The sequence below is a fragment of the Phaeovulum sp. genome (assembly GCF_030684035.1).
Taxonomy (GTDB): Bacteria; Pseudomonadota; Alphaproteobacteria; order Rhodobacterales; family Rhodobacteraceae; genus UBA6213.
In genome coordinates, this window is sequence record NZ_JAUXPI010000043.1 from 61102 (window position 1) to 84421 (window position 23320).

Genomic DNA, 23320 nt, shown 5'->3' on the forward strand with positions numbered 1-23320 from the left:
ACTTGCCCACGAGACCCGGAAAACCGGGCGACCCGAGGCAGGACGGCAGTGTATCATGACTGAGATGGTGTTTGGCACCGCGCCCGTCAGGGCGGTTGAGCCGGTGTTGCCGCGTTGGTGGCGCACGCTCGACAAATGGACCCTGGGTGCCGTGCTCGGCCTGTTCGCGGTCGGCATTCTGCTTGGTCTTGCGGCTTCGGTGCCGCTGGCCGAAAAGAACGGGCTGCCGCCCTTCTACTATGTCACCCGACAATTGATCTTCGGTGGCGCGGCAATCGTTGTCATGCTTGCCATCTCGATGCTGTCGCCGCCGCAGGTGCGCAGGCTTGGTGTGCTCGGCTTTGTCGCGGCGTTTCTGGCGCTGGCGCTGCTGCCGGTTTTCGGCACCGATTTCGGCAAGGGTGCGGTGCGTTGGTTCAGCTTCGGTTTCGCCAGTGTGCAGCCAGCCGAATTCCTCAAGCCCGGGCTGGTGGTGCTGGTCGCGTGGTTCATGGCGGCAGCACAGGATGTGGGCGGTCCGCCGGGCAGGCGCTATTCGCTTTTCATCACGCTGGTAGTGGTCGGGTTGCTGGCGGCGCAGCCCGATTTCGGCCAGGCGGCGCTGGTGCTGTTCATCTGGTGCGTCATCTATTTTGTCTCGGGCGCGCCGGTGGTTCTGCTGGTGGGGCTTGCCGGACTGACCGTGCTGGGCGGGTTTGGTGCCTATAGCGGGTCAGAACATTTTGCCCGCCGGATTGATGGCTACCTTGCCTCGGAAATCGACCCGCGCACCCAGATCGGCTATGCCACCAACGCGATTCAGGAGGGTGGGCTGTTTGGGGTCGGGGTCGGCGAAGGCACGGTCAAGTGGCAGTTGCCCGACGCGCACACCGATTTCATCATTGCGGTTGCGGCGGAGGAGTATGGTCTCGTGCTGGTGCTGGCGATCGTGCTGCTTTACGCGGCAATCGTGGCGATGTCGCTCTACCGGCTGACCGGCGAGCGCGACATTTTCACCCGGCTTGCGGGCACCGGGCTTGCCTGCGCCTTCGGGGTGCAGGCCTTCATCAATATGGGCGTTGCGGTGCGGCTTTTGCCCGCCAAGGGCATGACGCTGCCCTTTGTAAGCTACGGCGGCAGCTCGGTGATCGCATCGGGCATTGCCATGGGCATGCTGCTTGCCCTCACCCGCCGCCGCCCGCGTGGCCAGTTTGGCGAGATACTCGCGCGGAGGGGGCGATGACCGGGCCGCTTTTGCTGATTGCCGCCGGCGGCACTGGCGGGCACATGTTTCCCGCGCAGGCGCTGGCCGAGGCGATGGTGCGGCGTGGCTGGCGGGTGAAGCTTTCAACCGATGTGCGTGGCGCGCGCTATACTGGCGGATTTCCGCATGTGGTGCAGGTTGCGCAAGTCGCCTCGGCGACTTTCGCCCGCGGCGGCCTGCTGGCCAGGGCGATGGTGCCTTTCCGCATTGCGGCCGGGGTGCTTTCGGCGATGCGGGCGTTCCGGCGCGACCGGCCGGCGGTGGTGGTGGGCTTTGGCGGCTATCCGACGATACCCGCGCTTGCCGCTGCCGTGGTGCTGAAGGTGCCGCGCGCCATTCATGAACAGAACGGCGTGCTTGGCCGCGTCAACCGGCTTTTCGCGCGACGGGTGCAGGGTTTTGCCTGCGGCACCTGGCCAACGGCTTTGCCTGACGGTGCGGTGGGCGTGCATACCGGCAACCCGGTCCGCGCCGCGGTGCTGGAGCGCGCAGGCGCGCCCTATATTCCGCCCGGAGACTACCCGATTAGCTTGCTGGTTCTTGGCGGCAGCCAGGGTGCGCGGGTGCTTTCGCAGGTGGTTCCCGCAGCGCTTGCCCGGCTTCCCGAAGGCCTTCGCGGGCAATTGCGCGTCGCCCATCAGGCGCGCGAAGAGGACCGCCTTGAGGTGATCGCCGCCTATGTAGCCGCGAATATCTCGGCCGAGGTGCAGCCGTTCTTTACCGACGTGCCCCGCCGCCTTTCGGAAGCGCAGCTGGTGATTGCGCGGGCGGGTGCAAGCACGGTGGCGGAAATCAGCGTGATCGGGCGGCCCTCGCTGCTGGTGCCCTATGCCGCAGCAACCGGCGACCACCAGACCGCCAATGCGCGCGGCCTGCTGGATGCCGGGGCCGCGGTGCTGATTCCGGAATCGCGGTTCGGCGCAGAAAGCGTTGCCGAACAGGTGGCACTGGTGCTCGGCAACCCCGATGCAGCGGTAAAAATGGCCAATGCCGCGCTTTCCTACAGCATCCCGGACGCGACGGAACGGCTGGTGGAACTGGTCGAAGGTCTGGCTAAGGTGACGCCATGAATGCGGCGGCGACGAAACTTCCGGGCGAACTTGGGCCGATCCACTTCGTCGGCATCGGCGGCATCGGCATGTCCGGCATTGCCGAGGTGCTGATGACGCTCGGCTATGTGGTCCAGGGGTCCGATGCCAAGGCCAGCAAGATCACCGATCGTCTGGTGTCGCTTGGCGCAAGCTTTTTCGAAGGACAGCGCGCCGAAAACCTCGGGCAGGCGGCGGTGGTGGTGATTTCGTCGGCGATCAAGAAGGGCAACCCCGAGCTTGAGGAGGCACGTCGGCGCGGTTTGCCGGTGGTGCGCCGCGCCGAAATGCTCGCCGAATTGATGCGGCTGCGCTCGAACATCGCGGTGGCGGGAACGCATGGCAAGACCACCACCACAACGATGGTGGCGACCCTGCTCGACAAGGGCGGGTTCGACCCGACGGTGATCAACGGCGGCATCATTCACGCCTATGGCTCGAACGCGCGGGCGGGCGAAGGCGAATGGATGGTGGTCGAAGCAGACGAAAGCGACGGCAGCTTCAACCGCCTGCCCGCGACCATCGCCATTGTCACCAATATCGACCCCGAGCACATGGAGCATTGGGGCAGCTTCGACAATCTGCGCCGGGGATTTTTCGATTTCGTCTCGAACATCCCGTTTTACGGGCTTGCCGTCTGCTGCACCGACCACCCCGAGGTGCAGGCGCTGGTGGGCCGCATCACCGACCGCCGCGTGGTCACCTTCGGCTTCAACGCCCAGGCCGACGTGCGCGCGCTCGACCTGCGTTTCGAGGCCGGTGTGGCGCATTTCGACGTTGCCTTGCAAGGCGAGGGCGAGGGCGCGGTGATCGCGGATTGCACCCTGCCGATGCCCGGAGAGCACAACGTTTCCAACGCCTTGGCGGCAATAGCGGTGGCGCGCCACCTTGGCATGAAAATGGAAGAGATCCGCGCGGCACTGGCTGGTTTTGGCGGCGTCAACCGCCGTTTCACCAAGATCGCGGAGCTCAACGGTGTTTCCATCATCGACGATTACGGCCACCATCCGGTGGAAATTGCCGCCGTGCTGAAGGCGGCGCGGCAGTCCACGCGCGGCCGGGTCATCGCGGTGCATCAGCCGCACCGCTACACGCGGCTGTCGAGCCTGTTCGAGGATTTCTGCACCTGCTTCAACGAGGCCGATGTGGTGGGCATCGCCGAGGTCTATGCGGCGGGCGAAGCGCCGATTGCCGGGGCCAGCCGCGATGATCTGGTGGCCGGGCTGGTCGCGCATGGTCACCGCCATGCGCGCGCGGTGGTTTCCGAAGCGGACCTTGCGCAACTGGTGCGCGACGAGGCGCGGCCGGGTGACATTGTCGTCTGCCTCGGCGCAGGCACGATTTCGGCTTGGGCGAACACGCTGCCCGCGGCGCTAAAGGACTGGCGCACATGAGCCTGGTGCTGATCCTCGCTTGCGTCTGGGTGCTGGCGGCAAGTGCCACGGCGCTTTTGCCGCTCCACCGCCAGATGCTGCCGGGGCTGGTGCTGCTGGTATCGGCACCGGTGCTGTTGGTGTGGATCGGCGTGGTGCATGGCGTCTGGGTGGTGGCGATCGGGCTCGCGGCGTTTGTCTCGCTGTTTCGCCGCCCGCTCTGGTATCTGGCACAACGCGCCATGGGTCGCCCGGTTTCGCCCCCATACAGGGAGGGCCGCGAATGACGCTTTCGCTCGTTGCCGCCTGTGTCTGGGCGCTGGTCGCCAATCTGCTGGCGCTGATGCCTTCGCGTGACAATCACTGGCGGCAGGCCTGGGTGCTTATCGCGCTCGGAATTCCGCTGATCGGCTGGGTTACCTTCGAGAACGGGCCGGTCGTCGGCCTCGTGGTGCTCGCCGCCGGGGTCTCGGTGCTGCGCTGGCCGCTGATCTTCGCACTCCGCCGCCTTGGTCTCTGGCGCGGGAGGCGGGCATGATTCTGCCCGAGGTGCGCGGCACGTTGAGCGCCAACCGCAGCCTTGCAGACCTAACCTGGCTACGGGTCGGGGGACCGGCAGACTGGCTTTTTCAGCCTGCGGATATCGAAGATTTGCAGGCGTTTCTGGCGGCGCTCGATCCTCTGGTGCCGGTGTTTCCGATCGGCGTGGGGTCAAACCTGATCGTGCGCGATGGCGGTATCCGGGCGGTGGTGATCCGGCTCGGGCGCGGTTTCAACGGCATCGAGATTGTCGGCAACCGGGTCACTGCCGGTGCGGCGGCGCTTGATGCGCATGTGGCGCGGCGCGCGGCGGAGGCAGGGCTTGACCTCACCTTCCTGCGCACCATCCCCGGCAGTATCGGCGGCGCGGTGCGGATGAATGCGGGCTGCTACGGCAGCTATGTGGCGGACCACCTCATTGAAGCGGTGGCGGTAAACCGGGCGGGGAAGCGGGTTGTTCTTTCCCCGGCGGACTTGCATTTATCCTACCGCCACAGTGAGCTTCCCGCGGGCTATGTGCTCGTTTCTGCTACTTTTCAGGCAATTTCGGCAAATCCCGCCGATTTGGTCGAAAAGATGGAAGCGCAGATCGCCAAGCGGGACGCAAGCCAGCCCACGCGCGAACGCAGCGCCGGTTCCACCTTCCGCAATCCTTCGGGCCATTCCTCGACAGGGCGCGCCGATGATGTGCACGACCTGAAGGCCTGGAAAGCGATCGATGCGGCGGGCATGCGCGGCGCGCGGCGAGGCGGAGCGCAGATGAGCGAGATGCATTCGAACTTTCTCATCAACACCGGCAGCGCAACCGCCGCCGACCTCGAGGGTCTGGGCGAAGAGGTCCGAGAAAGGGTTTTGCAACAGAGTGGAATCCGGCTAGAGTGGGAAATCATGCGGGTCGGCGAACCGATGCCGGAACCGCACGACAAGTAACAACATTCCACGGGGGCCAAACCCCGGGAGAGGCAATTGTGGCGGGTGTGTCGAGCAGGACAGCCCACCGTGTGGTGGTATTGATGGGGGGGCCTTCCGCCGAGCGGGAGGTGTCGCTCTCATCGGGGCGCGAATGCGTGTCGGCGCTGCAGGTGGCAGGATACGAGGTGACCGCGATCGACGCGGCCGCCGACTTGTCCGCGCGCCTTGCCGAGACCCGCCCGGACGTGGTTTTCAACGCGCTGCATGGCCGCTGGGGCGAAGATGGCTGCGTTCAGGGGCTGCTGGAATGGCTGCGCCTGCCCTATACTCATTCCGGCGTGCTCGCCTCGGCGCTGGCGATGGACAAGACCCGCGCCAAGGCGGCGTTTGCCGTCGCCGGGCTGCCGGTCGCGGCGGGGCGTCTGGCCTGCAAGGCCGAGGTCATGGCGCGCCACGTCCTGCCGCCGCCTTATGTGGTCAAGCCGAACGCCGAGGGCTCGTCGGTCGGTGTCTACATCGTGCCCGAGGGTGCCAACGCGCCGCCTCGGCTGGCGGCTGAAATGCCCGAAGTGGTGATGGTCGAGGCCTATGCGCCTGGGCGCGAGCTGACGGTCAGCGTGCTGGGCGACCGTGCGCTTGGCGTTACCGAGATCGTCACAACCGGCTGGTATGACTACGCGGCGAAATACACGCCCGGCGGTTCGCAGCATATCCTGCCCGCGGTCCTGCCCGACGACATCACCGATGCCTGCCGCGAGTACGCCCTGCGTGCCCACCGCGCGCTTGGCTGCCGTGGCCTAAGCCGCAGCGATTTTCGCTGGGATGCGGGCAAGCATCTGGCGGGCCTCGTTATTTTGGAAACCAACACGCAGCCTGGAATGACCCCAACCTCGCTCAGCCCCGAACAAGCGCGCCACGCCGGTATCGATTTTCCCGCGCTTTGCCGCTGGATCGTGGAGGACGCCTCATGCGACCGCTAGGTGCCGCCACCCTTGTCGCCCCGCCGCGTCCGGCACCGCGTGTGCTGCACCGCGACCCGGCCCCGTCGAGAATGCGCTACAAGCTGAACCGGCTCTGGCTAACGCCGCTGGTGCGCGGCCTTGCCCGGATCGGCCTGCCGCTGGTGTTGATCGTCGGCATGTTCGGCCTCTGGCTCGGCGATGCCGGTCAGCGCGCGGCCCTGGCCGACAGGTTCGAGGCGCTGAAAACCCAGATCCAGAGCCGCCCGGAGTTCGAAGTTTCGCTGCTGCGCATCGAGGGGGCCTCGCCCGCCGTCGATGCCGCGATCCGCACCATGCTGCCGGTCACGCTGCCCGCCTCGTCCTTCGCGCTTGATCTGGGGCGGCTGCGGGCAACGATTGCAAGCCTGGATGCGGTGGCAACGGTCGATCTGCGGGTGCAAAAGGGTGTGCTCGCGGTGCAGGTGGTCGAGCGGGTGCCCGCAGTGCTCTGGCGCCATGCCGCCGGGGTCGAAATGCTCGACGCCACCGGCCACCGGATTGCCACGGTCATTTCGCGCGATCTGCGCCCTGAATTGCCGTTGATCGCCGGCGAGGGGGCCGCCGAGGCGGTGCCCGAGGCGCTCGCGGTTCTGGCGGCGGCGGCACCGCTGCTGGCGCGTGCCCGCGGCCTGGTGCGGATCGGCGCGCGGCGCTGGGATCTGGTGCTTGACCGCGACCAGCGCATTCTGCTGCCCGAGACCGGTGCGGTTCAGGCGGTGGAGCGGCTGTTGGCGCTGGATCGCGCCGAAGACCTGCTGGCACGCGATTTCACGCATCTTGATCTGCGGCTGGCGGCGCGTCCGACGCTGCGGCTGAGCGTCGATGCGCAAGAAGAATTCCTGCGCGTCACGGGGCGGGCGACGACATCAGCGGTCAATCGGTAATGGGGGCGGGGCGATGAACGGGCTATATGAGGCACAACGAGCGATGCGCGCCATGCGCAAGGCTGCGATTCAGCGCGGCGTGATCGCCATTCTCGACGTTGGCACCTCGAAAATCGCCTGCCTCGTGCTGCGCTTTGACGGGCCGGAAAAACTGCGCTCGGCCGATGGCGTGGGGCCAATGGCCGGGCAATCCGATTTTCGGGTGATCGGTGCCGCCACCACCCGCTCGCGCGGGGTGCGCTTTGGCGAGGTCGATACCATGGCCGAAACCGAGCGCGCGATCCGCACGGCGGTGCAGATGGCGCAGAAAATGGCAAATGTCCGCGTCGATCATGTCATCGCCTGCATCGCCGGGGCGCAGCCGCGCAGCTATGGGCTTGCCGGCGAGGTCGAGCTGCACGAGGGGCAGGTGGGCGAGGCCGATGTGGCGCGCGCGCTTGCTGCCTGCGAAATGCCCGATATCGGGCCTGCGCGCGAGGTGCTGCACGCGCATCCGGTCAACTTCGCGCTTGATCACCGCTCGGGCCTTGGCGACCCGCGCGGCCATGTCGGGCAGCGCCTCGCGGTGGACATGCACCTGCTGGCGGTTGAAGCCGACGCCATTCAGAACCTCGTCTTCTGCATCCATCGCTGCGATCTGGAACTTGCCGGCATCGCCTCCTCGGCCTATGTCGCGGGCATTGCGGCGCTGGTGGAAGATGAGCAGGAACTGGGCGCGGCCTGCATCGATCTGGGCGGCGGGATCAGCGGCGTTTCGGTATTCATCAAGAAACACATGATCTTCGCCGATGCGGTGCGGATGGGTGGCGAGCACATCACCTCGGACATATCAAAAGGCCTGCAGGTGCCGGTTTCGGTGGCCGAGCGGCTCAAGACCTTTCACGGCGGGGTCCAGGCCACCGGAATGGACGACCGCGAAATGATCGAGATCGGCGGCGACAGCGGTGACTGGGAAAAGGACCGCCGCCGCGTCAGCCGCGCCGAGCTTATCGGCATCATGCGCCCGCGTGTCGAAGAGATACTTGAAGAGTTGCGCGCGCTCCTTGATGCCGCAGGTTTCGACAGCCTGCCAAGCCAGCAGATCGTTCTGACCGGTGGTGCCAGCCAGATACCGGGGCTGGATGGGCTGGCGGCGCGGATTCTGGGCCACAACGTGCGACTTGGGCGGCCGCTGCGGGTGCAGGGCCTGCCGCAGGCGGCAACCGGCGCGGGTTTTGCCAGCGCCGTCGGACTGGCGCTGTTTGCCGCGCATCCGCAAGATGAATGGTGGGACTTCGAGATCCCCGCCGAACGCTACCCGGCGCGCTCGCTGAAAAAAGCGGTGCGCTGGTTCCGCGACAACTGGTAGGAACGGGGTCATGCCACCCAATCTCTGCGGACTTGCGCGAAATGCCGCTGAATCAACTGCAAGAATGACCATATTTTGTGGCCGCTTGCGTTTTTCAGGTGACGGGGAAGCACAACGCAGTTAAAATCGGCACAATTTGCGGGGAAAACCGGGCGAGAGAACCGGATAATCACAGGCGGAACACCAATGGCACTGAATCTGATGATGTCTCAGCGTGAAGAGCTCAAGCCGCGGATCACCGTATTCGGGGTTGGCGGTGCCGGTGGCAATGCCGTCAACAACATGATCGAAAAGGCGCTTGAGGGCGTCGAATTCGTGGTCGCCAACACCGATGCGCAAGCGCTTGCGCAATCGCGGGCGCAGGCGCGCATCCAGATGGGCGTTCGCGCTACCGAGGGGCTGGGTGCAGGCGCGCGCCCCGAGGTGGGGGCCGCCGCTGCCGAGGAAACCATCGAGGAAATCGTCGATCACCTCGCCGGGGCGCATATGTGCTTCATTACCGCCGGCATGGGCGGCGGCACCGGCACCGGTGCTGCCCCGATCATTGCGCAGGCCGCGCGCGAGTTGGGGGTGCTCACCGTCGGCGTGGTGACCAAGCCTTTCCAGTTCGAGGGCAACAAGCGCATGAAGCAGGCCGAAGACGGCATTGCGGCGCTGCAAAAGGTGGTCGATACGCTGATCATCATCCCCAACCAGAACCTGTTCCGGCTGGCCAATGAGCGCACCACATTTACCGAAGCCTTCGCCATGGCCGATGACGTGCTCTATCAGGGCGTCAAGGGCGTCACCGACCTGATGGTGCGCCCCGGCTTGATCAACCTCGACTTTGCCGATGTCCGCGCGGTGATGGACGAAATGGGCAAGGCGATGATGGGCACCGGTGAAGCCTCGGGCGATGATCGCGCGATTCAGGCCGCCGAAAAGGCGATTGCCAACCCGCTTCTGGATGAAATCAGCCTGCGCGGGGCGAAGGGCGTGCTGATCAACATCACCGGCGGCTATGACCTGACGCTGTTCGAGCTTGATGAAGCCGCAAACCGTATCCGCGAGGAAGTGGACCCCGAGGCGAACATCATCGTTGGTTCGACGCTGGACCCCGACATGGCAGGGCAGATGCGGGTTTCGGTGGTGGCGACCGGTATCGACGCTGCCGCCTCGACCGGCGAGGTTCCGGTGCCGCGCCGCCCGCTGGCAGAGCCGCTGCATCGCGCGCACACCACCTCTGCCGCCGCCCCGGCGGCTGCCGCCACGCGGCCGGTTGCCGCGGAACCTGCCGCCGAACCGGCGCGCGTTGCCGCCGCCGCCTCGGCGCAAGGGGCCTACCGCACCCGCGCCGAGGAGCGGTCGCTTTTCGATGCTGCCCCGGCCGCGCTTGAACCCGAAGATCTGCTTGACGCCGAAGCCGCCGCCGAAGCCGGGCACGAACTGCCGCCCCCGGCCTACCGCCCGCAAGCCGCCGCACCGGCCGCCCCGCGCGATATTCGCACCGGCGATGATGCCGCGGCCTTCGTGGCACCGCGCCCGCGCGCGCCCGGCACCCCCAGCCCCGAGGCGCTGGCCCGGCTGCAAGCAGCGGTCTCGCGCGCCCCGGCGGCGGCGCAACGCGCCGCCGCGCAACCGCTTGCTGCTTCCCGCAGCGCAGCCCCTGCCGCCACCGCCGAAAAGCCGCGCTTCGGCATCAACTCGTTTCTGAACCGCATGACCGGGGGCGGCGATCCTACCGCCGAACGCCAGACCCCGACGATGCGGCCGCAGGCACCACAGCAGACAGCCTACGACGACGAAGCCCCGGCGGACGCTGAGCAGGATCGTATCGAAATACCGGCTTTCCTGCGCCGTCAGGCGAACTGAAGGCTTCACAAATTGCCGCGACAGGCCGGGGAAACCCCGGCCTGTTTGCGTTTAATTACATGGGGTTGGACCTTGACAGGCAGATTGCCGCCGGGCCGGACGCGGATTGTTTCAAGCCGTTACAAAGAGTGAGTTGAGCCTTGCGCGCGCGCCGCGTAGGGGTGTTCAGCGATGGCGCGGGCAGGCCCGGGCCGATCGCTTTGGCCAAGATGCCGCACCACTGCCAGGAGCATGCCGCGTGCAGACGACCCTCAGCTCATCGGTCCACTTCTCTGGCATAGGTCTGCATTGCGGGGTTGCCGTGCAGATGACCATCCGCCCGGCCGCTGCCGATACCGGCATTGCGTTCTGGCGCAGCGATGTGCGCGGTGCCGACCCGCTCGTGCCCGCCCGCTGGGATGCGGTTGCCCAGTCTCGCCTCTGCACCCAGATCGAAAACGCCCACGGGGTCAGCGTCTCGACCATCGAGCATGTGATGGCCGCGCTTGCCGGTTGCGGCGTGCACAATGCGCTGATCGAGATCGACGGCCCGGAAGTGCCAATCCTTGATGGCTCCTCGGCGCCCTTCGTGCGCGCGCTCATCGCGGCCGGGTTGCAGGGTCTTGGCGCGCCGCTTCGCGCGTTGCGGGTGCTCAAATCCGTCGAGGTGCGGGCTGGCACGGCGCTGGCGCGGCTCGAGCCTGCCGATAGCATGGAAATCGCCTTTGCAATCGATTTTGCCGATGCCGCGATCGGGCGGCAAAGCTTGACGCTCAACATGGCCAACGGTGCCTTTGTCCGCGAACTGATGGACAGCCGCACCTTCTGCCGCCAGTCGGATGTGGAACAGATGCAGGCGGCGGGGCTGGCGCTTGGCGGCAGCTACGAAAACGCCGTGGTGGTCGATGGCGACCGTGTGCTTTCGCCCGGCGGGCTGCGCCGCGAGCGTGAGGCGGTGCGCCACAAGATGCTTGATGCGATGGGTGACCTTGCGCTTGCCGGTGCGCCGATCCTCGGGCGCTATTATGGCAACCGCGCCGGGCACGCGCTGACCAACCAGCTGTTGCGGGCGCTTTTCGCCGATCCGGCGGCCTGGCGGTGGGAACCGCTCAGCCTGGCGCGGGCGCACCGGATGCCCGGTGCCGGGGTCACGCTGGCCGATTGCACCCCCCGCGCCACCGCTCTTGCCTGAACCGCGCGACGATGCGGCCCTCGCCGGTGAAAGGCGTTTTGCGCCCCGGATTTTTCTGTGCTAGGACGGGCGAAACCACCCCGCAAGCGGGGCGGTCTGGTGAATGAACTCGGGGATGGGGCGGGACATGGCGCGCGGCAGATCAGCGGCTTCACTTGTCGGCGGCCTGATTGTGGCCGCGATGCTGGCGGGCTGCGGATCGGCACCGAAAGAGGTTCCGCTTGATGGTTTCACCGCCGAAGAAATCTACAAGCGCGGCGAATGGGAGCTTGAAAACACCGCCAAGCCGGAAAACTCGATCCGCTATTTCTCCGAAGTCGAGCGGCTTTACCCCTATTCCGAATATGCCAAGCGCGCCTTGATCATGCAGGCCTTCGCGCTGCACAAGGCGAAGAAATACGAAGAGGCGCGCGGTGCCGCGCAGCGGTTCATCGACACCTATCCGGGCGATGAAGATGCGGCCTATGCCAAATATCTGCTGGCGCTGAGCTATTACGACCAGATTGACGAGGTTGGCCGCGATCAGGGGCTGACCTTCCAGGCGCTCTCGGCGCTGCGCGCGGTGATCGAGGAATACCCCGACAGCGAATATGCGCGCTCGGCAATTCTCAAGTTCGACCTTGCCTTCGACCACCTCGCGGCGAAGGAAATGGAGATCGGGCGCTATTACCTCAAGCGCGGCAACTATGCCGCCGCGATCAACCGCTTTCGCATCGTGGTCGAGAAATACCAGACCACCACCCATACTGCCGAAGCGCTGCACCGGCTGGTCGAGGCGAATCTGGCGCTTGGCTTTACCGACGAAGCGCAATCGGCGGCGGCGATTCTGGGGCATAATTTCCGCTCAACCGGCTTTTACGAAGACAGCTACAGGCTGTTGACCGCGCGCGGTCTTGAACCCGCAGGCAGGGGCGACGGCTGGCTGGCGCGCATCTTCCGCGAAGTCATCAAGGGCGAATGGCTGTAACGCGGGCGCGGCACCTGCGGGTGCCGCCCACGAGGGCAGGGAATGCTTCGGGCGCTTGAGATCCGCGATATGCTGCTGATCGACCGGCTGGAGCTTGGCTTTCAGCCCGGTCTCAACGTGCTTACCGGCGAAACCGGCGCGGGCAAATCGATATTGCTCGATTGTCTGGGCTTCGTGCTCGGCTGGCGCGGTCGCGGTGATCTGTTGCGCAACGGGGCAGAGCTTGGCGAGGTGGTGGCGGTGTTCGATCTGCCTGCGGCGCATGCGGCCGCGCAGGTGTTGGCAGAGGCCGGGCTGCCGCAGGGCGATGAACTGGTGCTGCGCCGCACGATTGGCACCGACGGCCGCCGCAATGCCTTTGTCAACGACCGCCGCGCTACCGCCGAGGTGCTGCGCGCGCTGGCCGATACCCTTGTGGAGTTGCACGGCCAGAACGACGATGGCGGGCTTTTGAATGCGCGCGGCCACCGGGCGCTGCTCGATGCCTTTGCCGGGGCCGAGCCGCTCTTGGCGCGGGTTCGCAGCGCCTGGGCCGCGCGCGCTGCCGCAGCGGGCACGCTGGCCGAGGCCGAGGCAGCGCTGGCGGCCGTGCGCGGCGAGGAAGATTTTCTGCGCCATGCGGTGAAGGAACTCGATCAGCTTGCCCCGGAACCGGGCGAAGAGGCCAGTCTCGACGCCCGCCGCCGCGCCATGCAGGCCGCCGAGCGCATTCGCGGCGATGTGGCGCGCGCGCTTGCGGCGCTTGGCCCTGAGGGTGCAGAAGGCGCGATGGGCGGCGCCGGTCGCTGGCTTGAGGCCGTATCCGTGCGCGCCGATGGGCTGCTTGATGCACCCATATCCGCGCTCTCGCGCGCCATGATCGAACTCGGCGAGGCGGCGCAGGGGGTGGAACGCGCGCTGGAAACCCTGAGCCACGACCCGCATGAGCTGGAAGCTTGCGAAGAACGGCTGTTTGCGATCCGGGCGCTGGCGCGCAAGCATTCGGTGCTGGCAGATGACCTCGGCGATTTTGCCCATGGGCTGCGCAGCCGGTTGGCCGCGCTTGATGGCGGCGAGGGGCATTTGCGCGCGCTGCGCATGGCGCTGGCTGCGGCAGATGCGGCGCATGCGGGGGCTGCCGCGGCGCTTGCGGCGCTTCGCCGCACGGCTGCCGGGCGGCTTGATGCGGCGATGGCGGGGGAACTGGCACCGCTCAAGATGGAACGCGCCGCCTTCACCACCGAAATCAGCGCCGCGCCGCCCGGCCCCGAAGGCATTGATGCGGTAAGCTTTGTGGTCGCCACCAACCCCGGCGCGCCGCCGGGACCGCTGAACCGGATTGCCTCGGGGGGCGAGCTGTCGCGGTTCCTGCTGGCGCTCAAGGTCTGCCTGATGCGCGGTGGTGAGGCTCCGGTGATGATTTTCGACGAGATCGACCGCGGCGTCGGCGGGGCCACCGCCGACGCGGTGGGGCGCAGACTGGCGCGGCTCGCGGCCGGGGCACAGGTGATTGTCGTCACCCACAGCCCGCAGGTGGCGGCGCGCGGCAGCCACCACTGGCGGGTGGAAAAGCGGGTTGCGGGTGGCAAGACCACCTCGCGCGTGGTCGCCCTGGATGCCGAGGCGCGGCAGGGCGAGATTGCCCGCATGCTGGCGGGCGAAAGCGTGACAGAGGCCGCGCGGGCGGCGGCGGCGGCGCTTTTGGCGGGCTGAGCACCCAAGCTGGATATTCGAGCCAAGGCAAGCGGTTGGCGCAGCTTGTTCCAGTAAACTCATTGCCGCTGTTGCAGCGCTGCACTTGTGCGCGTGGCGCGGGCGCGCTAAAAGGGAAGTCTGGCGGGGGCCTGAACGCGGGAAGTTGATGATGTGGAAGGCCCTTGTTGCCGCTGTGCTTGCAGCGCTTTTGCTTGCGTCCCCCAGTGATGCCCAGGAACGCAGAACGCTCGGTTTCGGGCGGCTTTTCACCAATGACCATTTCGGCGACGGCAATGACCGCTGGCGCAGCGCCAGCTACACGCTGAGCCTGCTGCGTGGGCCTGCCTGGAATGGCAGTCTTCCCGACCGCCCCTTCGAGGTCATGGAATACCGGATCGGCACCGCGATCATTGCACCCACCAGCCTGCGCACCCCAGCCGACCCCGACCGCCGCTATGCGGGGACGCTCAGCTTTCTGGCGCAGACCCATTTTCGCAGCGGCGGTTTCGAGACCAGCCTTGGTGCGGGTGTGGCGGCGGTTGGTCCCGGCACCGGCGTGGGCGAAATGCACCGTCTGCTGCACCGGATGCTGAGCGCGCCGAGACCGACGATTCTGGGCGACCAGCTTGGCAATGCACTGGTTCCCTTTGTCACCGCCGAACTGGGGCGGCCAATGGAGATCGGCAGGGTCGGGCTGCGGCCCTTTGTCGAGGCGCGGGCGGGCGACGAAGACCTGTTGCGGGTTGGCCTCGATCTCGATTTCGGTGCCCGCGAAACCGGCGCGCTCTGGCTGCGCGACGATGGCACCGGGCAGCGCTATGTGGGCATCTCCGGCACCTCGGCGCGCGGGTTCAGCTTTCAGCTTGGCGCGGATCTGGCGCGGGTCTGGGGCTCGGCCTGGCTGCCTGACGGCGGCGTGGAGGCCGAACCCTGGCGGCAGCGGCTGCGCGCGGGCGTGGCCTGGCACGGGTCGCGGTTCGGGGCCTTCTACGGCGTCACCTGGCTTTCGCCAGAATTTGCGGGCCAGCCGGAAGGGCAGATTTTGGGCTCGATTCGTTTTCGCATGAACTTCTGAGGCGACACTGGCGCGCTGATTCGCCAACAGCGCCACGCGACCCTTTGCAAGCCGAATCATCTCTGCTACGCTCACCTGAACAACAGGCCGCAAAGGCCTGATAACAAACGAGCGGCAGGAATACAGGCATGAGGGCAGGCGCAGGTGGCACCTATGTCATTTCATGGGCACAAACCGAGGTGAACGGTATCGCTTGCGCGCCGCTTGAGGCGCTGGCGATAGGTGCCGAGTGGCGATGGCACGGCGAGGCGCTCCGGGTTGACGGTCCGGCGGAGTTTCTGCTGCTCAGCGGTGGCACCGGTAGCGAGGATACAAGGCAGCGCGCGGCGCGTGCGGTGAACCGGCTGCTTGGGGCTGCGGTGCGCGGCCGCCCATTGCACGCGGACGACCCCGACGAGTCGCTTTCGGACCAGAGCTTTTCGGTCACCGATGGCTACGAGGCCTATACTGTTACGCTGATCGATGTGCCCGGCAGCCCCGCGCGGCTGGCGATGTTTTCCTGCCGGGTGCCGCCGCGCGACCGCGCGATGTGGCTGGTGGACTGCGCGCTTGACATCAGGCCGCGCCAGGCTTCGGCTGATGCTCCGGCGGTGATCTGCTTTACCCCCGGCACGCTGATTGCCACGCCCGACGGCCCGCGCGCCGTTGAAACCCTGCGTCCGGGTGCGCGCGTGAGCACCCGTGACGATGGCCCGCAAGCGCTGCTCTGGACCGGCGGGCGGCGGATGAGCGGTGCCCGGCTTCATGCCATGCCCGAACTGCGGCCGGTGCGCTTTCGTGCCGGCGCGCTTGGCATCGGGCGGCCCGACGCCGATCTTCTGGTGTCGCCGCGCCACCGGATGCTGGTGCGCGGGGCCGCCGCGCGGGCATTGTTCAACGAGACCGAGGTGCTGGTGGCGGCGGCCGATCTGGTCAACGGCACCACTGTGCGCATCGAGCAGGGCCTGCGCGAGACCTGGTACATTCACCTGCTGCTGGAGCGGCACCAGATCCTGCGCGCCAACGGGCTGGAAAGCGAAAGCTTCCATCCGGGTGCCACCACGCTCGATATGATCGCGCCCGAAGACCGTGCCGGGCTGCTGGCGCTGATGCCCGAATTGGCAGGAAATGCTGCCGCCTATGGCGGCTATGCGCGCCGCCGCCTTGGTGCCGCCGAAGCGGCGATCCTGCGCCGCGAAGTTGCGGCATGACCGGCGCGCCGCGTCGCGTGAGTCTGCAAACCGCAAGAACCTCGGCACGGGACCATTGACGGGGCCGGGGGTGCCGCCTATAAGCCCGCGGTCCGGGGTCGGCAACCTCCCCGCGGCGTCATTGGTGTTGGTGGCCCCCGCAAGGGGATGCCTGTCGGGACGAAGCCTTTTTCAAGGTGGAGCCAGAGGACAACGCCCTTCCTGCCCCCCGGGGCGCATGATGAAGGAGATCAGCGGTGACCAAACGCACCTCTGCCAAACACAAGATCGACCGCCGGATGGGCGAAAACATCTGGGGCCGCGCGAAATCGCCGCTCAACAGGCGCGAATACGGCCCCGGCCAGCACGGCCAGCGCCGCAAGAACAAGCTTTCCGATTTTGGCACCCAGCTGCGTGCCAAGCAGAAGCTCAAGGGCTATTATGGCGATCTGACCGAAAAGCAGTTCCGCAAGATCTTTACCGAGGCCGAGCGGGTCAAGGGTGATACCGGTGCCAACCTCGTCGGTCTGCTGGAGCGCCGTCTGGATGCGGTGGTCTACCGTGCCAAATTTGTTGCCACGATTTTTGCCGCGCGCCAGTTCGTCAACCACGGCCATGTGCAGGTCAACGGCAAGCGGGTCAACATCGCGTCTTACCGGGTCAACGAGGGCGACGTGATCTCGCTGCGCGAAAGGTCGCGCCAGCTCGCCATCGTGCTTGAAGCGGTGCAGCTGATCGAGCGTGACGTGCCCGATTACATGGAAGTTGACCATTCCAAGATGACCGCCACCTTCGTGCGCCAGCCGGGCCTGGGCGATGTGCCCTACCCGGTGATGATGGAGCCGAACCTCGTGGTCGAATTCTACGCCAAGAACTGATCCGCACATGTAAGTCAGGAACCTTTGGGCCGCGCCGAACTGCGCGGCCCTTTGGCGTATCAGGGAAGCCGTTCGCGGTCTTGGGAAGGCAAGTCATGCAGAGCGCATCCGTTTACGGTCGCATCGATGGTCCGATAGTGATGATCGGCTTTGGCTCGATCGGTCGCGGCACATTGCCGCTGATCGAGCGACACTTCGAATTCGATCTCGCGGAGCTGGTTGTGATCGAACCCTCAGCGTCGCACCGCACCTTTTTGGCACAGCGCGGCATTCGGCACCTGCAGGTGTCGCTGACGCGCGAGAATCATCGCGAGGTTCTCGGCTCGGTGCTTGGGTCAGGGCGCGGATTCTGCATCAACCTCTCGGTCGATACCTCTTCACGCGATATCATGCGTTTCTGTCGCGAGTTGGGTGTGCCCTACATCGATACCGTGACCGAGCCTTGGCCTGGATTCTATTTCGATGAAGACCGCCCCAACGCCAAGCGAACCAACTATGGGCTGCGCGAATCCATCCGTGCCGAAAAAAGTGCGGGCGGCGTCGGCAGCACCGCTGTTTCCTGCTGTGGCGCAAACCCGGGAATGGTCAGCTGGCTCGTCAAGGAAGCGCTTCTGGTGCTGGCGGGTGATCTGGGGCGGCGGGTAGCGGTGCCGTCTCATCGTGCAGAATGGGCGCGGCTCATGCACGACCTCGGGGTGAAGGGCGTCCACATTGCCGAACGAGACACCCAGGTATCGCATCGGGTGCGGCAGCTTGGCACATTCGTCAACACCTGGTCGGTAGAGGGTTTTCTGGCCGAGGGTTTCCAGCCGGCTGAGGTTGGCTGGGGTACGCATGAACGAACTCTTCCCGCAGGCGCGAACCACCATGAGAGCGGTTGCCGCGCGGCAATCTGGCTTGATCGGCCCGGTGCCGATACACGGGTTCGCAGTTGGTGCCCCACGCCGGGGCCACAGTTCGGCTATCTGGTAACCCACAACGAAGCCATCTCGATTGCCGATTACTACACGCTAGGAGACCCCGCTGCACCCGTGTATCGCCCGACCTGCCACTATGCCTATCATCCCTGCGCTGATGCGGTGATGTCGCTGCACGAAACCTTGGGGGCCGGGAAGATGCCTGCGCGTCAGCACATTCTGGATGAGCACGAAATTACCGAGGGCGTCGATGAACTCGGGGTGCTACTTTACGGCCACGCCAAGAACGCGCTCTGGTATGGTTCGCGGCTGTCGATCGACGAGGCGCGCGACCTGGCACCGTTTCAGAACGCTACCGGCCTCCAGGTTACTTCGGCGGTGCTGGCGGGCATGGTTTGGGCGCTCGAGAACCCAGGCGCAGGCGTCGTCGAGGCGGATGAGATGGACCACGCGCGCTGTCTTGCGGTGCAGCGCCCCTATCTGGGGCCGATCGAGGCGCATTATACCGATTGGACGCCGCTGACCCATCGGCTTGGCCCCTTTGGCGAGGTGCCCGCCCCCTCGGACCCTTGGCAGTTTGTCAACGTGCTCGCGCCGTAACACCCTGATCGGATCGGATACAGGCGCGGCGCGAAGCCACTGGCAATGCGGCCTTTGCCCGGCTAGAAGGGCGCGAGATTTGGGGAACCGCGATGACCGATAGCATCCGCCCGCAACCGGGTATCATGAAAATCGCGCTTTACCAGGGTGGGGCGGCGCATCTGGCGGGGCGCAGCGACGCGGTCAAGCTCAGCTCGAACGAAAACCCCTTCGGCCCCTCGGAAAAGACCAAGGAGGCATTCGCCCGCGCCGTGCACAAGCTGCACCGTTACCCCAATACCGACCACGCCAGCCTGCGCGAGGCGATCGGCGAGGTGCACGGGCTTGACCCCGACCGCATCATCTGCGGCGTCGGCAGCGACGAGATCATCCACTTTCTCTGTCAGGCCTACGCAGGCCCGCGCGACGAGGTTCTGTTCACCGAGCACGGGTTCCTGATGTACCGGATTTCGGCGCTTGCCGCCGGGGCGACGCCGGTCGAGGTGCGCGAGCGCGAACGCACCACCGATGTCGATGCGCTGCTGGCCGCCTGCACCAAGAAAACCCGCCTGGTGTTCATCGCCAACCCCAACAATCCCACCGGCACGATGATCGGGCTTGCCGAGGTCGAGCGGCTGGCGCGGGGACTGCCGCCGCAGGCGATTCTGGTGCTCGATGGTGCCTATGCCGAATATGTGGCGGGCTACGATGGCGGTGCCGAGCTTGCGACGCGGCTGCCCAACGTCTTCATGACGCGGACATTTTCCAAGATCTACGGGCTTGGCGGCCTGCGCATCGGCTGGGGCTACGGCCCGCGCGCCATCATCGACGTGCTGAACCGCATCCGTGGCCCGTTCAACCTGTCGAACGCGCAGCTTGAGGCGGCCGAGGCGGCGGTCCGCGATCAGGAATATACCGAGCGTTGCCGCGCTGAAAATGCGCGGCTGCGGGTCTGGCTGGCGCAGGCGCTGGCCGAGCGCGGGGTGCCTTCGGATACCTCGATGGCAAATTTCGTGTTGGCGCGCTTTGCCGACGCGACCGAGGCGCTCGCCTGCGATGGTTATCTGCAAAGTCAGGGGCTGATCGTGCGGCAGGTGGCGGGCTACGGGCTGCCCAACTGCCTGCGCATCACCGTAGGAGACGAGGCCGCCTGCCGCCGCGTGGCGCATGCCGTCGGCCAGTTCAAGGAGCAGCGCCGATGACGGTTCTTTACAACCGCGTGGCGTTGATCGGGCTTGGCCTGATCGCCTCGTCCATGGCCCATGCGATGCGCTGGAAAGGGCTTGCGGGCGAAATCGTCGGCACCGCGCGCTCGCCCGAAACCCGCGCCGTGGCGCAGGAGCTTGGGCTTTGCGACCGCGTCTGCGCCACCGCCGCCGAGGCGGTGGCGGGGGCCGATCTGGTGGTGCTTTGCGTGCCGGTGGGGGCAATGGCGGCGATTGCGGCCGAGATCGCGCCGCATCTGGCCCAGGGTGCCACGCTGACCGATGTGGGTTCGGTCAAGCAGGCGGTGATCGAGGCGGTAGCCCCGCATGTGCCCGATGGCGTGCATTTCGTGCCCGGTCACCCGCTTGCGGGCACCGAACATTCCGGGCCGCGCTCGGGCTTTGCCACCCTGTTCGTCAACCGCTGGTGGCTTCTGACGCCGCTGCCGGGTGCCGATCCTGCGGTGACCCAGCGCTTGCGCGGGCTGCTGGAAGGCATGGGCGCGCATGTTGACGAGATGGAACCGGCGCACCACGACCTCGTGCTTGCCGTCACCTCGCACACGCCGCACCTCATCGCCTATACGATGGTGGGGGTGGCCGACCATCTGCGGCGGGTGACGAAATCCGAGATCATCAAGTATTCGGCGGCGGGGTTTCGCGACTTTACCCGCATCGCCGCCTCCGACCCCACAATGTGGCGCGACGTGTTCCTGACCAACCGCGAGGCAACGCTTGATATTCTCGGGCGCTTTACCGAGGAACTCTTCGTGTTGCAGCGCGCGATCCGCATGGGTGACGGCGCGCAGCTTTTCGAGTATTTTACCCGCACGCGCGCCATTCGGCGCGGCATCATCGAGGCCGGGCAAGATACCGCCGCCGCCGATTTCGGGCGCGGTGCCCCGGCTCCCGAGGCAGGAGAGTAACGCGGGCATGCACCGTCTGGCACTGGCTCTGGCACTGACGCTCGCGTCGGGCGTTGCGGTTTTTGCCGAGCCGCCGCAGAGCTCGCCACGGCCGCTGCCGCGACCCATGCTGGTCGGGGCCGCGCCGATCCAGATGGCAAGCCTGCTGCCGCTGCCCGGCACCGCGCGACCCGCGCTGCGCCCCGTTGCCCCGGCTGCGGTCGAAGCGGCGATGGCGATGGCGCTGGCGCTTGCCAGTGCCGCCCCGGCGCGCTCGCCGCGCCCGGCACCGCGACCGCCCCGCGCCGTTGCCCCCGCAGCTTTGGTGCCGCCGTCAACCACCATCGCTTCGGCCTCGGCGCTGGCCCCGGCGCAATCGTCGCCCGCACCGCGGCGCGGCCTTGCCGCGCTTTTTGCGCCGCGCCCGCCCAAACCCGCGCGCGGCTCGATCTGCGGTGACCCCGGCATTGCAGGCTCCGAGATCGCCGCCATCCCGGCCGCCGTTACCGGATGCGGGCTGGTTGGCGGGGTCGCGGTTACCGCCGTGGCGGGAATTCCGCTTTCGCAGCCCGCGCGGGTTGATTGCACCACCGCCAAGGCGCTGAAGCGCTGGGTCGAAGAGGGTGTCATCCCCGCAATCGGGCGGCGCGGCGGCGGTCTTGCGCGGCTCAATGTCGTGGCGTCCTACGATTGCCGCCCGCGTAACAACGTGGCCGACGCACGGGTTTCGGAACATGGCGCAGGCCACGCGATCGATGTTGCAGGCTTCACCCTCGCCGATGGCAGCACGCTGACGGTGTTGCGCGACTGGAGCGCCGAGTCAAAGCTGATGCGTACCATTCACGCCAGCGCCTGCGGCCCGTTCGGCACCGTGCTTGGCCCGAAGGCAGACGTCTACCACCGCGACCATTTTCATGTCGATACCGCGCGCTATCGCTCCGGGCCCTATTGCAGATAGGGGGCAGCGCCCAGCAGCACCGGCCCGAGCCAAGCCATCCCGCCGCGAAAGCCAAGCTCGATCGTCAGCGCGCCGTCTGCGCTTGCCAAGGGTGCAAGTTCCGCCGAAAGCGCCGCGCCATAGGGCGGCTGCACCAACCGCAGCGCCAGCGCCAGCGCCACCACAGCGCGCCAGTCGGGGGTGGAAAGCGTGATCTGCCCCTCGGCCCTGCCGTTTGCATCGGCGCGAACCGCGCCCTCTGCCGCAAGCTGCGCCTCCCCCCAGCGCAGCGAAGCCGCCTCGACCCCGACCGAAAGCAGCTTGGGTGCCGTCGCCTGCGCATGCCGGTCAAGCGGCGCTGAAAGCCCAAGCACAAGCCGCGCCGAAAGCAGCTCGCCGCGTTCGGCAAGCCCGTAGGGGGCCTGCAGCAGCACCGGCAGGCTGAACCCCGCCAGCGATGCGTCAAGCCGGTAGTCGCCCCCCTCCGCCGCAGCAAGGGTCAGCGCAAGCTGATCCGCCGCCATCGCCGGGCCGCCGCCGTCAAGGCTGGCGTGCAACGGCCCCGAGACGACAGCGGCACTTTCAAGCGCAAGCGTGGCCCCGGGCCGCAGCATCAGCGCCGCGTGCATGTTTTCGCTCACCAACAGGTATTGCAGCAGCCCGATCCGCAGCGTCTGCGCTTGCGACAAATCGAGCCGCATCCGCCAGGGCGCGTAAGAGGGAAAGCTTAGCCGCAGCCATTCTGCCTGCCAGGCAAGCAGCCCCTGATGCAGCCGGGGCGTATCCAGCCGAAGCGAAAATGCCCCCGGAAAGCCCGCCAGCGTCACCGCCCCGGCATTGCCCCGGCCCTGATCGCGCAGGCTGCGCAGCGCCGCGTCGGCACCTTGGCGCAGCGCAAATGCACCGGCACCCCAACCCAGGGCCGCCAGCACCGCCAGCGCCACCAAAGCCGAGATAAGCCGCCGCCGCATCTTGCCCCCTTTGCATTCGCGCCCGGCACCTGTTTAGCTCGCCGCGCGCGGGAGGGCCAGAGCATCGCCAACACCACCTGGATATTCGGCTATGGATCGCTGATCTGGCAGCCCGGCTTTCAGCCCGAGGCGCGGCTCAGGGCACAGCTTTCGGGCTGGCACCGGTCGTTTTGCATGCGATCCTTGCACTATCGCGGCACCGCCTCGGCACCGGGGCTGGTGCTGGCGCTCGATGCCTTGCCCGGCGCGGTTTGCCATGGCGTGGCGCTGGCGGTTCCCGAGGCTGACAAGGCCGCGGTTCTCGCGAAGCTGCGCCAGCGCGAACTGATCGCCTCGGCCTATGTCGAGCGCCGCCTGCCGCTGCGGCTTGAAGACGGGCGCGCGGTTGCGGCGATCACCTATGTGATTGATCGCGCACACCCGCTCTATTGCGGCCTGAGCCTTGCGGAACAGGCTGAAATCATTGCCTGCGCGGCGGGCGAGCGCGGGTCGAACGCCGAGTATCTTTTCAACACCGCCGCGCATCTGGCGGCGCTCGGCCTCGCCGACGCCGATCTTGACAGGCTTGCAACACGGGTGCGCAAACTGCTCGGATAAGGCTTGGCACCGGGGCCCGCTCCGCCTATCTTCCG

22 protein-coding genes are annotated in these 23320 nt (G+C 66.8%); 21 read left to right on the forward strand and 1 reads right to left on the reverse strand.

Annotation, left to right across the window (positions count from 1 at the left end):
* Positions 1–55: 55 nt before the first annotated feature.
* From Q8J98_RS09790 to Q8J98_RS09885, 20 genes are all read left to right on the forward strand, one after another.
* Positions 56–1222, forward strand: a complete 1167-nt coding sequence (locus Q8J98_RS09790; RefSeq protein ID WP_305294174.1) for an FtsW/RodA/SpoVE family cell cycle protein — start codon at positions 56–58, stop codon at positions 1220–1222.
* Entirely contained in the window at positions 1219–2313 is a 1095-nt protein-coding gene (locus Q8J98_RS09795) for a UDP-N-acetylglucosamine--N-acetylmuramyl-(pentapeptide) pyrophosphoryl-undecaprenol N-acetylglucosamine transferase (protein WP_305294175.1), read from the forward strand. Before Q8J98_RS09790 ends, Q8J98_RS09795 begins: the two co-directional genes overlap by 4 nt.
* Complete coding sequence (gene murC, locus Q8J98_RS09800) at positions 2310–3725, forward strand: UDP-N-acetylmuramate--L-alanine ligase (protein WP_305294176.1); 1416 nt, start codon at positions 2310–2312, stop codon at positions 3723–3725. The genes Q8J98_RS09795 and murC overlap by 4 nt, the downstream gene beginning before the upstream one ends.
* Positions 3722–3991, forward strand: a complete 270-nt coding sequence (locus Q8J98_RS09805; protein WP_305294177.1) for a DUF2484 family protein — start codon at positions 3722–3724, stop codon at positions 3989–3991. The genes murC and Q8J98_RS09805 overlap by 4 nt, the downstream gene beginning before the upstream one ends.
* Positions 3988–4242 (forward strand): DUF2484 family protein, encoded by a 255-nt coding sequence (locus tag Q8J98_RS09810; RefSeq protein WP_305183971.1) that lies wholly within the window; start codon positions 3988–3990, stop codon positions 4240–4242. The genes Q8J98_RS09805 and Q8J98_RS09810 overlap by 4 nt, the downstream gene beginning before the upstream one ends.
* On the forward strand, positions 4242–5174 hold the full coding sequence (gene murB, locus Q8J98_RS09815; protein WP_305294201.1) for a UDP-N-acetylmuramate dehydrogenase: 933 nt from the start codon (positions 4242–4244) through the stop codon (positions 5172–5174). Before Q8J98_RS09810 ends, murB begins: the two co-directional genes overlap by 1 nt.
* Positions 5175–5212: 38 nt before the next feature.
* Positions 5213–6136 carry a D-alanine--D-alanine ligase gene (locus Q8J98_RS09820; protein ID WP_305294178.1) on the forward strand — a complete coding sequence of 308 codons (924 nt, stop codon included), beginning with the start codon at positions 5213–5215 and terminating at the stop codon, positions 6134–6136.
* Positions 6124–7041, forward strand: a complete 918-nt coding sequence (locus tag Q8J98_RS09825) for a cell division protein FtsQ/DivIB (protein ID WP_305294179.1) — start codon at positions 6124–6126, stop codon at positions 7039–7041. Before Q8J98_RS09820 ends, Q8J98_RS09825 begins: the two co-directional genes overlap by 13 nt.
* A gap of 13 nt (positions 7042–7054) precedes the next feature.
* Positions 7055–8389, forward strand: coding sequence for a cell division protein FtsA (ftsA, locus tag Q8J98_RS09830; RefSeq protein ID WP_305294180.1), 1335 nt, complete (start codon positions 7055–7057; stop codon positions 8387–8389).
* 186 nt (positions 8390–8575) lie between these two features.
* Positions 8576–10240: a cell division protein FtsZ gene (gene ftsZ, locus Q8J98_RS09835; protein ID WP_305294181.1), complete on the forward strand. Its 1665-nt coding sequence runs from the start codon at positions 8576–8578 to the stop codon at positions 10238–10240.
* Positions 10241–10478: 238 nt separating this feature from the next.
* Positions 10479–11411 (forward strand): UDP-3-O-acyl-N-acetylglucosamine deacetylase, encoded by a 933-nt coding sequence (lpxC, locus tag Q8J98_RS09840; RefSeq protein ID WP_305294182.1) that lies wholly within the window; start codon positions 10479–10481, stop codon positions 11409–11411.
* Positions 11412–11538: 127 nt separating this feature from the next.
* Positions 11539–12378, forward strand: a complete 840-nt coding sequence (locus Q8J98_RS09845; protein ID WP_305294183.1) for an outer membrane protein assembly factor BamD — start codon at positions 11539–11541, stop codon at positions 12376–12378.
* A gap of 42 nt (positions 12379–12420) precedes the next feature.
* Positions 12421–14070 (forward strand): DNA repair protein RecN, encoded by a 1650-nt coding sequence (gene recN, locus Q8J98_RS09850; RefSeq protein WP_305294184.1) that lies wholly within the window; start codon positions 12421–12423, stop codon positions 14068–14070.
* A 151-nt stretch (positions 14071–14221) separates the two neighbouring features.
* On the forward strand, positions 14222–15127 hold the full coding sequence (locus tag Q8J98_RS09855; protein ID WP_305294185.1) for a lipid A-modifier LpxR family protein: 906 nt from the start codon (positions 14222–14224) through the stop codon (positions 15125–15127).
* A 128-nt stretch (positions 15128–15255) separates the two neighbouring features.
* Positions 15256–16317 carry a Hint domain-containing protein gene (locus tag Q8J98_RS09860; RefSeq protein WP_305294186.1) on the forward strand — a complete coding sequence of 354 codons (1062 nt, stop codon included), beginning with the start codon at positions 15256–15258 and terminating at the stop codon, positions 16315–16317.
* A gap of 236 nt (positions 16318–16553) precedes the next feature.
* Positions 16554–17174, forward strand: coding sequence for a 30S ribosomal protein S4 (gene rpsD, locus Q8J98_RS09865; RefSeq protein WP_305294187.1), 621 nt, complete (start codon positions 16554–16556; stop codon positions 17172–17174).
* A 95-nt stretch (positions 17175–17269) separates the two neighbouring features.
* The gene (locus Q8J98_RS09870) at positions 17270–18691 is read left to right on the forward strand and encodes a homospermidine synthase (RefSeq protein WP_305294188.1); all 1422 of its coding nucleotides are present in this window, start codon (positions 17270–17272) and stop codon (positions 18689–18691) included.
* Between the two features lie 92 nt (positions 18692–18783).
* Positions 18784–19872 (forward strand): histidinol-phosphate transaminase, encoded by a 1089-nt coding sequence (gene hisC / locus Q8J98_RS09875; protein ID WP_305294189.1) that lies wholly within the window; start codon positions 18784–18786, stop codon positions 19870–19872.
* On the forward strand, positions 19869–20801 hold the full coding sequence (locus Q8J98_RS09880) for a prephenate/arogenate dehydrogenase family protein (RefSeq protein WP_305294190.1): 933 nt from the start codon (positions 19869–19871) through the stop codon (positions 20799–20801). The genes hisC and Q8J98_RS09880 overlap by 4 nt, the downstream gene beginning before the upstream one ends.
* A gap of 7 nt (positions 20802–20808) precedes the next feature.
* Positions 20809–21738, forward strand: a complete 930-nt coding sequence (locus tag Q8J98_RS09885; RefSeq protein WP_305294191.1) for an extensin family protein — start codon at positions 20809–20811, stop codon at positions 21736–21738.
* Here the strand turns inward: Q8J98_RS09885 and Q8J98_RS09890 are convergent.
* A complete protein-coding gene (locus tag Q8J98_RS09890) occupies positions 21726–22688 on the reverse strand; it encodes a DUF2125 domain-containing protein (RefSeq protein WP_305294192.1) in 963 nt (320 codons plus the stop codon). The two genes, Q8J98_RS09885 and Q8J98_RS09890, sit on opposite strands and share 13 nt — an antisense overlap.
* 63 nt (positions 22689–22751) lie before the next feature.
* Between Q8J98_RS09890 and Q8J98_RS09895 the strand changes: the two genes are divergently transcribed.
* Positions 22752–23285: a gamma-glutamylcyclotransferase gene (locus Q8J98_RS09895; protein ID WP_305294202.1), complete on the forward strand. Its 534-nt coding sequence runs from the start codon at positions 22752–22754 to the stop codon at positions 23283–23285.
* The last annotated feature ends 35 nt before the right edge of the window (positions 23286–23320 follow it).

Coding starts and splice junctions, on each gene's coding strand:
- Q8J98_RS09790 (WP_305294174.1), top strand. CDS start 56: ATGACTGAGATGGTGTTTGGCACCGCGCCCGTCAGGGCGGTTGAGCCG.
- Q8J98_RS09795 (WP_305294175.1), top strand. CDS start 1,219: ATGACCGGGCCGCTTTTGCTGATTGCCGCCGGCGGCACTGGCGGGCAC.
- murC (WP_305294176.1), top strand. CDS start 2,310: ATGAATGCGGCGGCGACGAAACTTCCGGGCGAACTTGGGCCGATCCAC.
- Q8J98_RS09805 (WP_305294177.1), top strand. CDS start 3,722: ATGAGCCTGGTGCTGATCCTCGCTTGCGTCTGGGTGCTGGCGGCAAGT.
- Q8J98_RS09810 (WP_305183971.1), top strand. CDS start 3,988: ATGACGCTTTCGCTCGTTGCCGCCTGTGTCTGGGCGCTGGTCGCCAAT.
- Q8J98_RS09825 (WP_305294179.1), top strand. CDS start 6,124: ATGCGACCGCTAGGTGCCGCCACCCTTGTCGCCCCGCCGCGTCCGGCA.
- ftsA (WP_305294180.1), top strand. CDS start 7,055: ATGAACGGGCTATATGAGGCACAACGAGCGATGCGCGCCATGCGCAAG.
- ftsZ (WP_305294181.1), top strand. CDS start 8,576: ATGGCACTGAATCTGATGATGTCTCAGCGTGAAGAGCTCAAGCCGCGG.
- Q8J98_RS09845 (WP_305294183.1), top strand. CDS start 11,539: ATGGCGCGCGGCAGATCAGCGGCTTCACTTGTCGGCGGCCTGATTGTG.
- recN (WP_305294184.1), top strand. CDS start 12,421: ATGCTTCGGGCGCTTGAGATCCGCGATATGCTGCTGATCGACCGGCTG.
- Q8J98_RS09855 (WP_305294185.1), top strand. CDS start 14,222: ATGTGGAAGGCCCTTGTTGCCGCTGTGCTTGCAGCGCTTTTGCTTGCG.
- Q8J98_RS09860 (WP_305294186.1), top strand. CDS start 15,256: ATGAGGGCAGGCGCAGGTGGCACCTATGTCATTTCATGGGCACAAACC.
- Q8J98_RS09870 (WP_305294188.1), top strand. CDS start 17,270: ATGCAGAGCGCATCCGTTTACGGTCGCATCGATGGTCCGATAGTGATG.
- hisC (WP_305294189.1), top strand. CDS start 18,784: ATGACCGATAGCATCCGCCCGCAACCGGGTATCATGAAAATCGCGCTT.
- Q8J98_RS09880 (WP_305294190.1), top strand. CDS start 19,869: ATGACGGTTCTTTACAACCGCGTGGCGTTGATCGGGCTTGGCCTGATC.
- Q8J98_RS09885 (WP_305294191.1), top strand. CDS start 20,809: ATGCACCGTCTGGCACTGGCTCTGGCACTGACGCTCGCGTCGGGCGTT.
- Q8J98_RS09890 (WP_305294192.1), bottom strand. CDS start 22,688: ATGCGGCGGCGGCTTATCTCGGCTTTGGTGGCGCTGGCGGTGCTGGCG.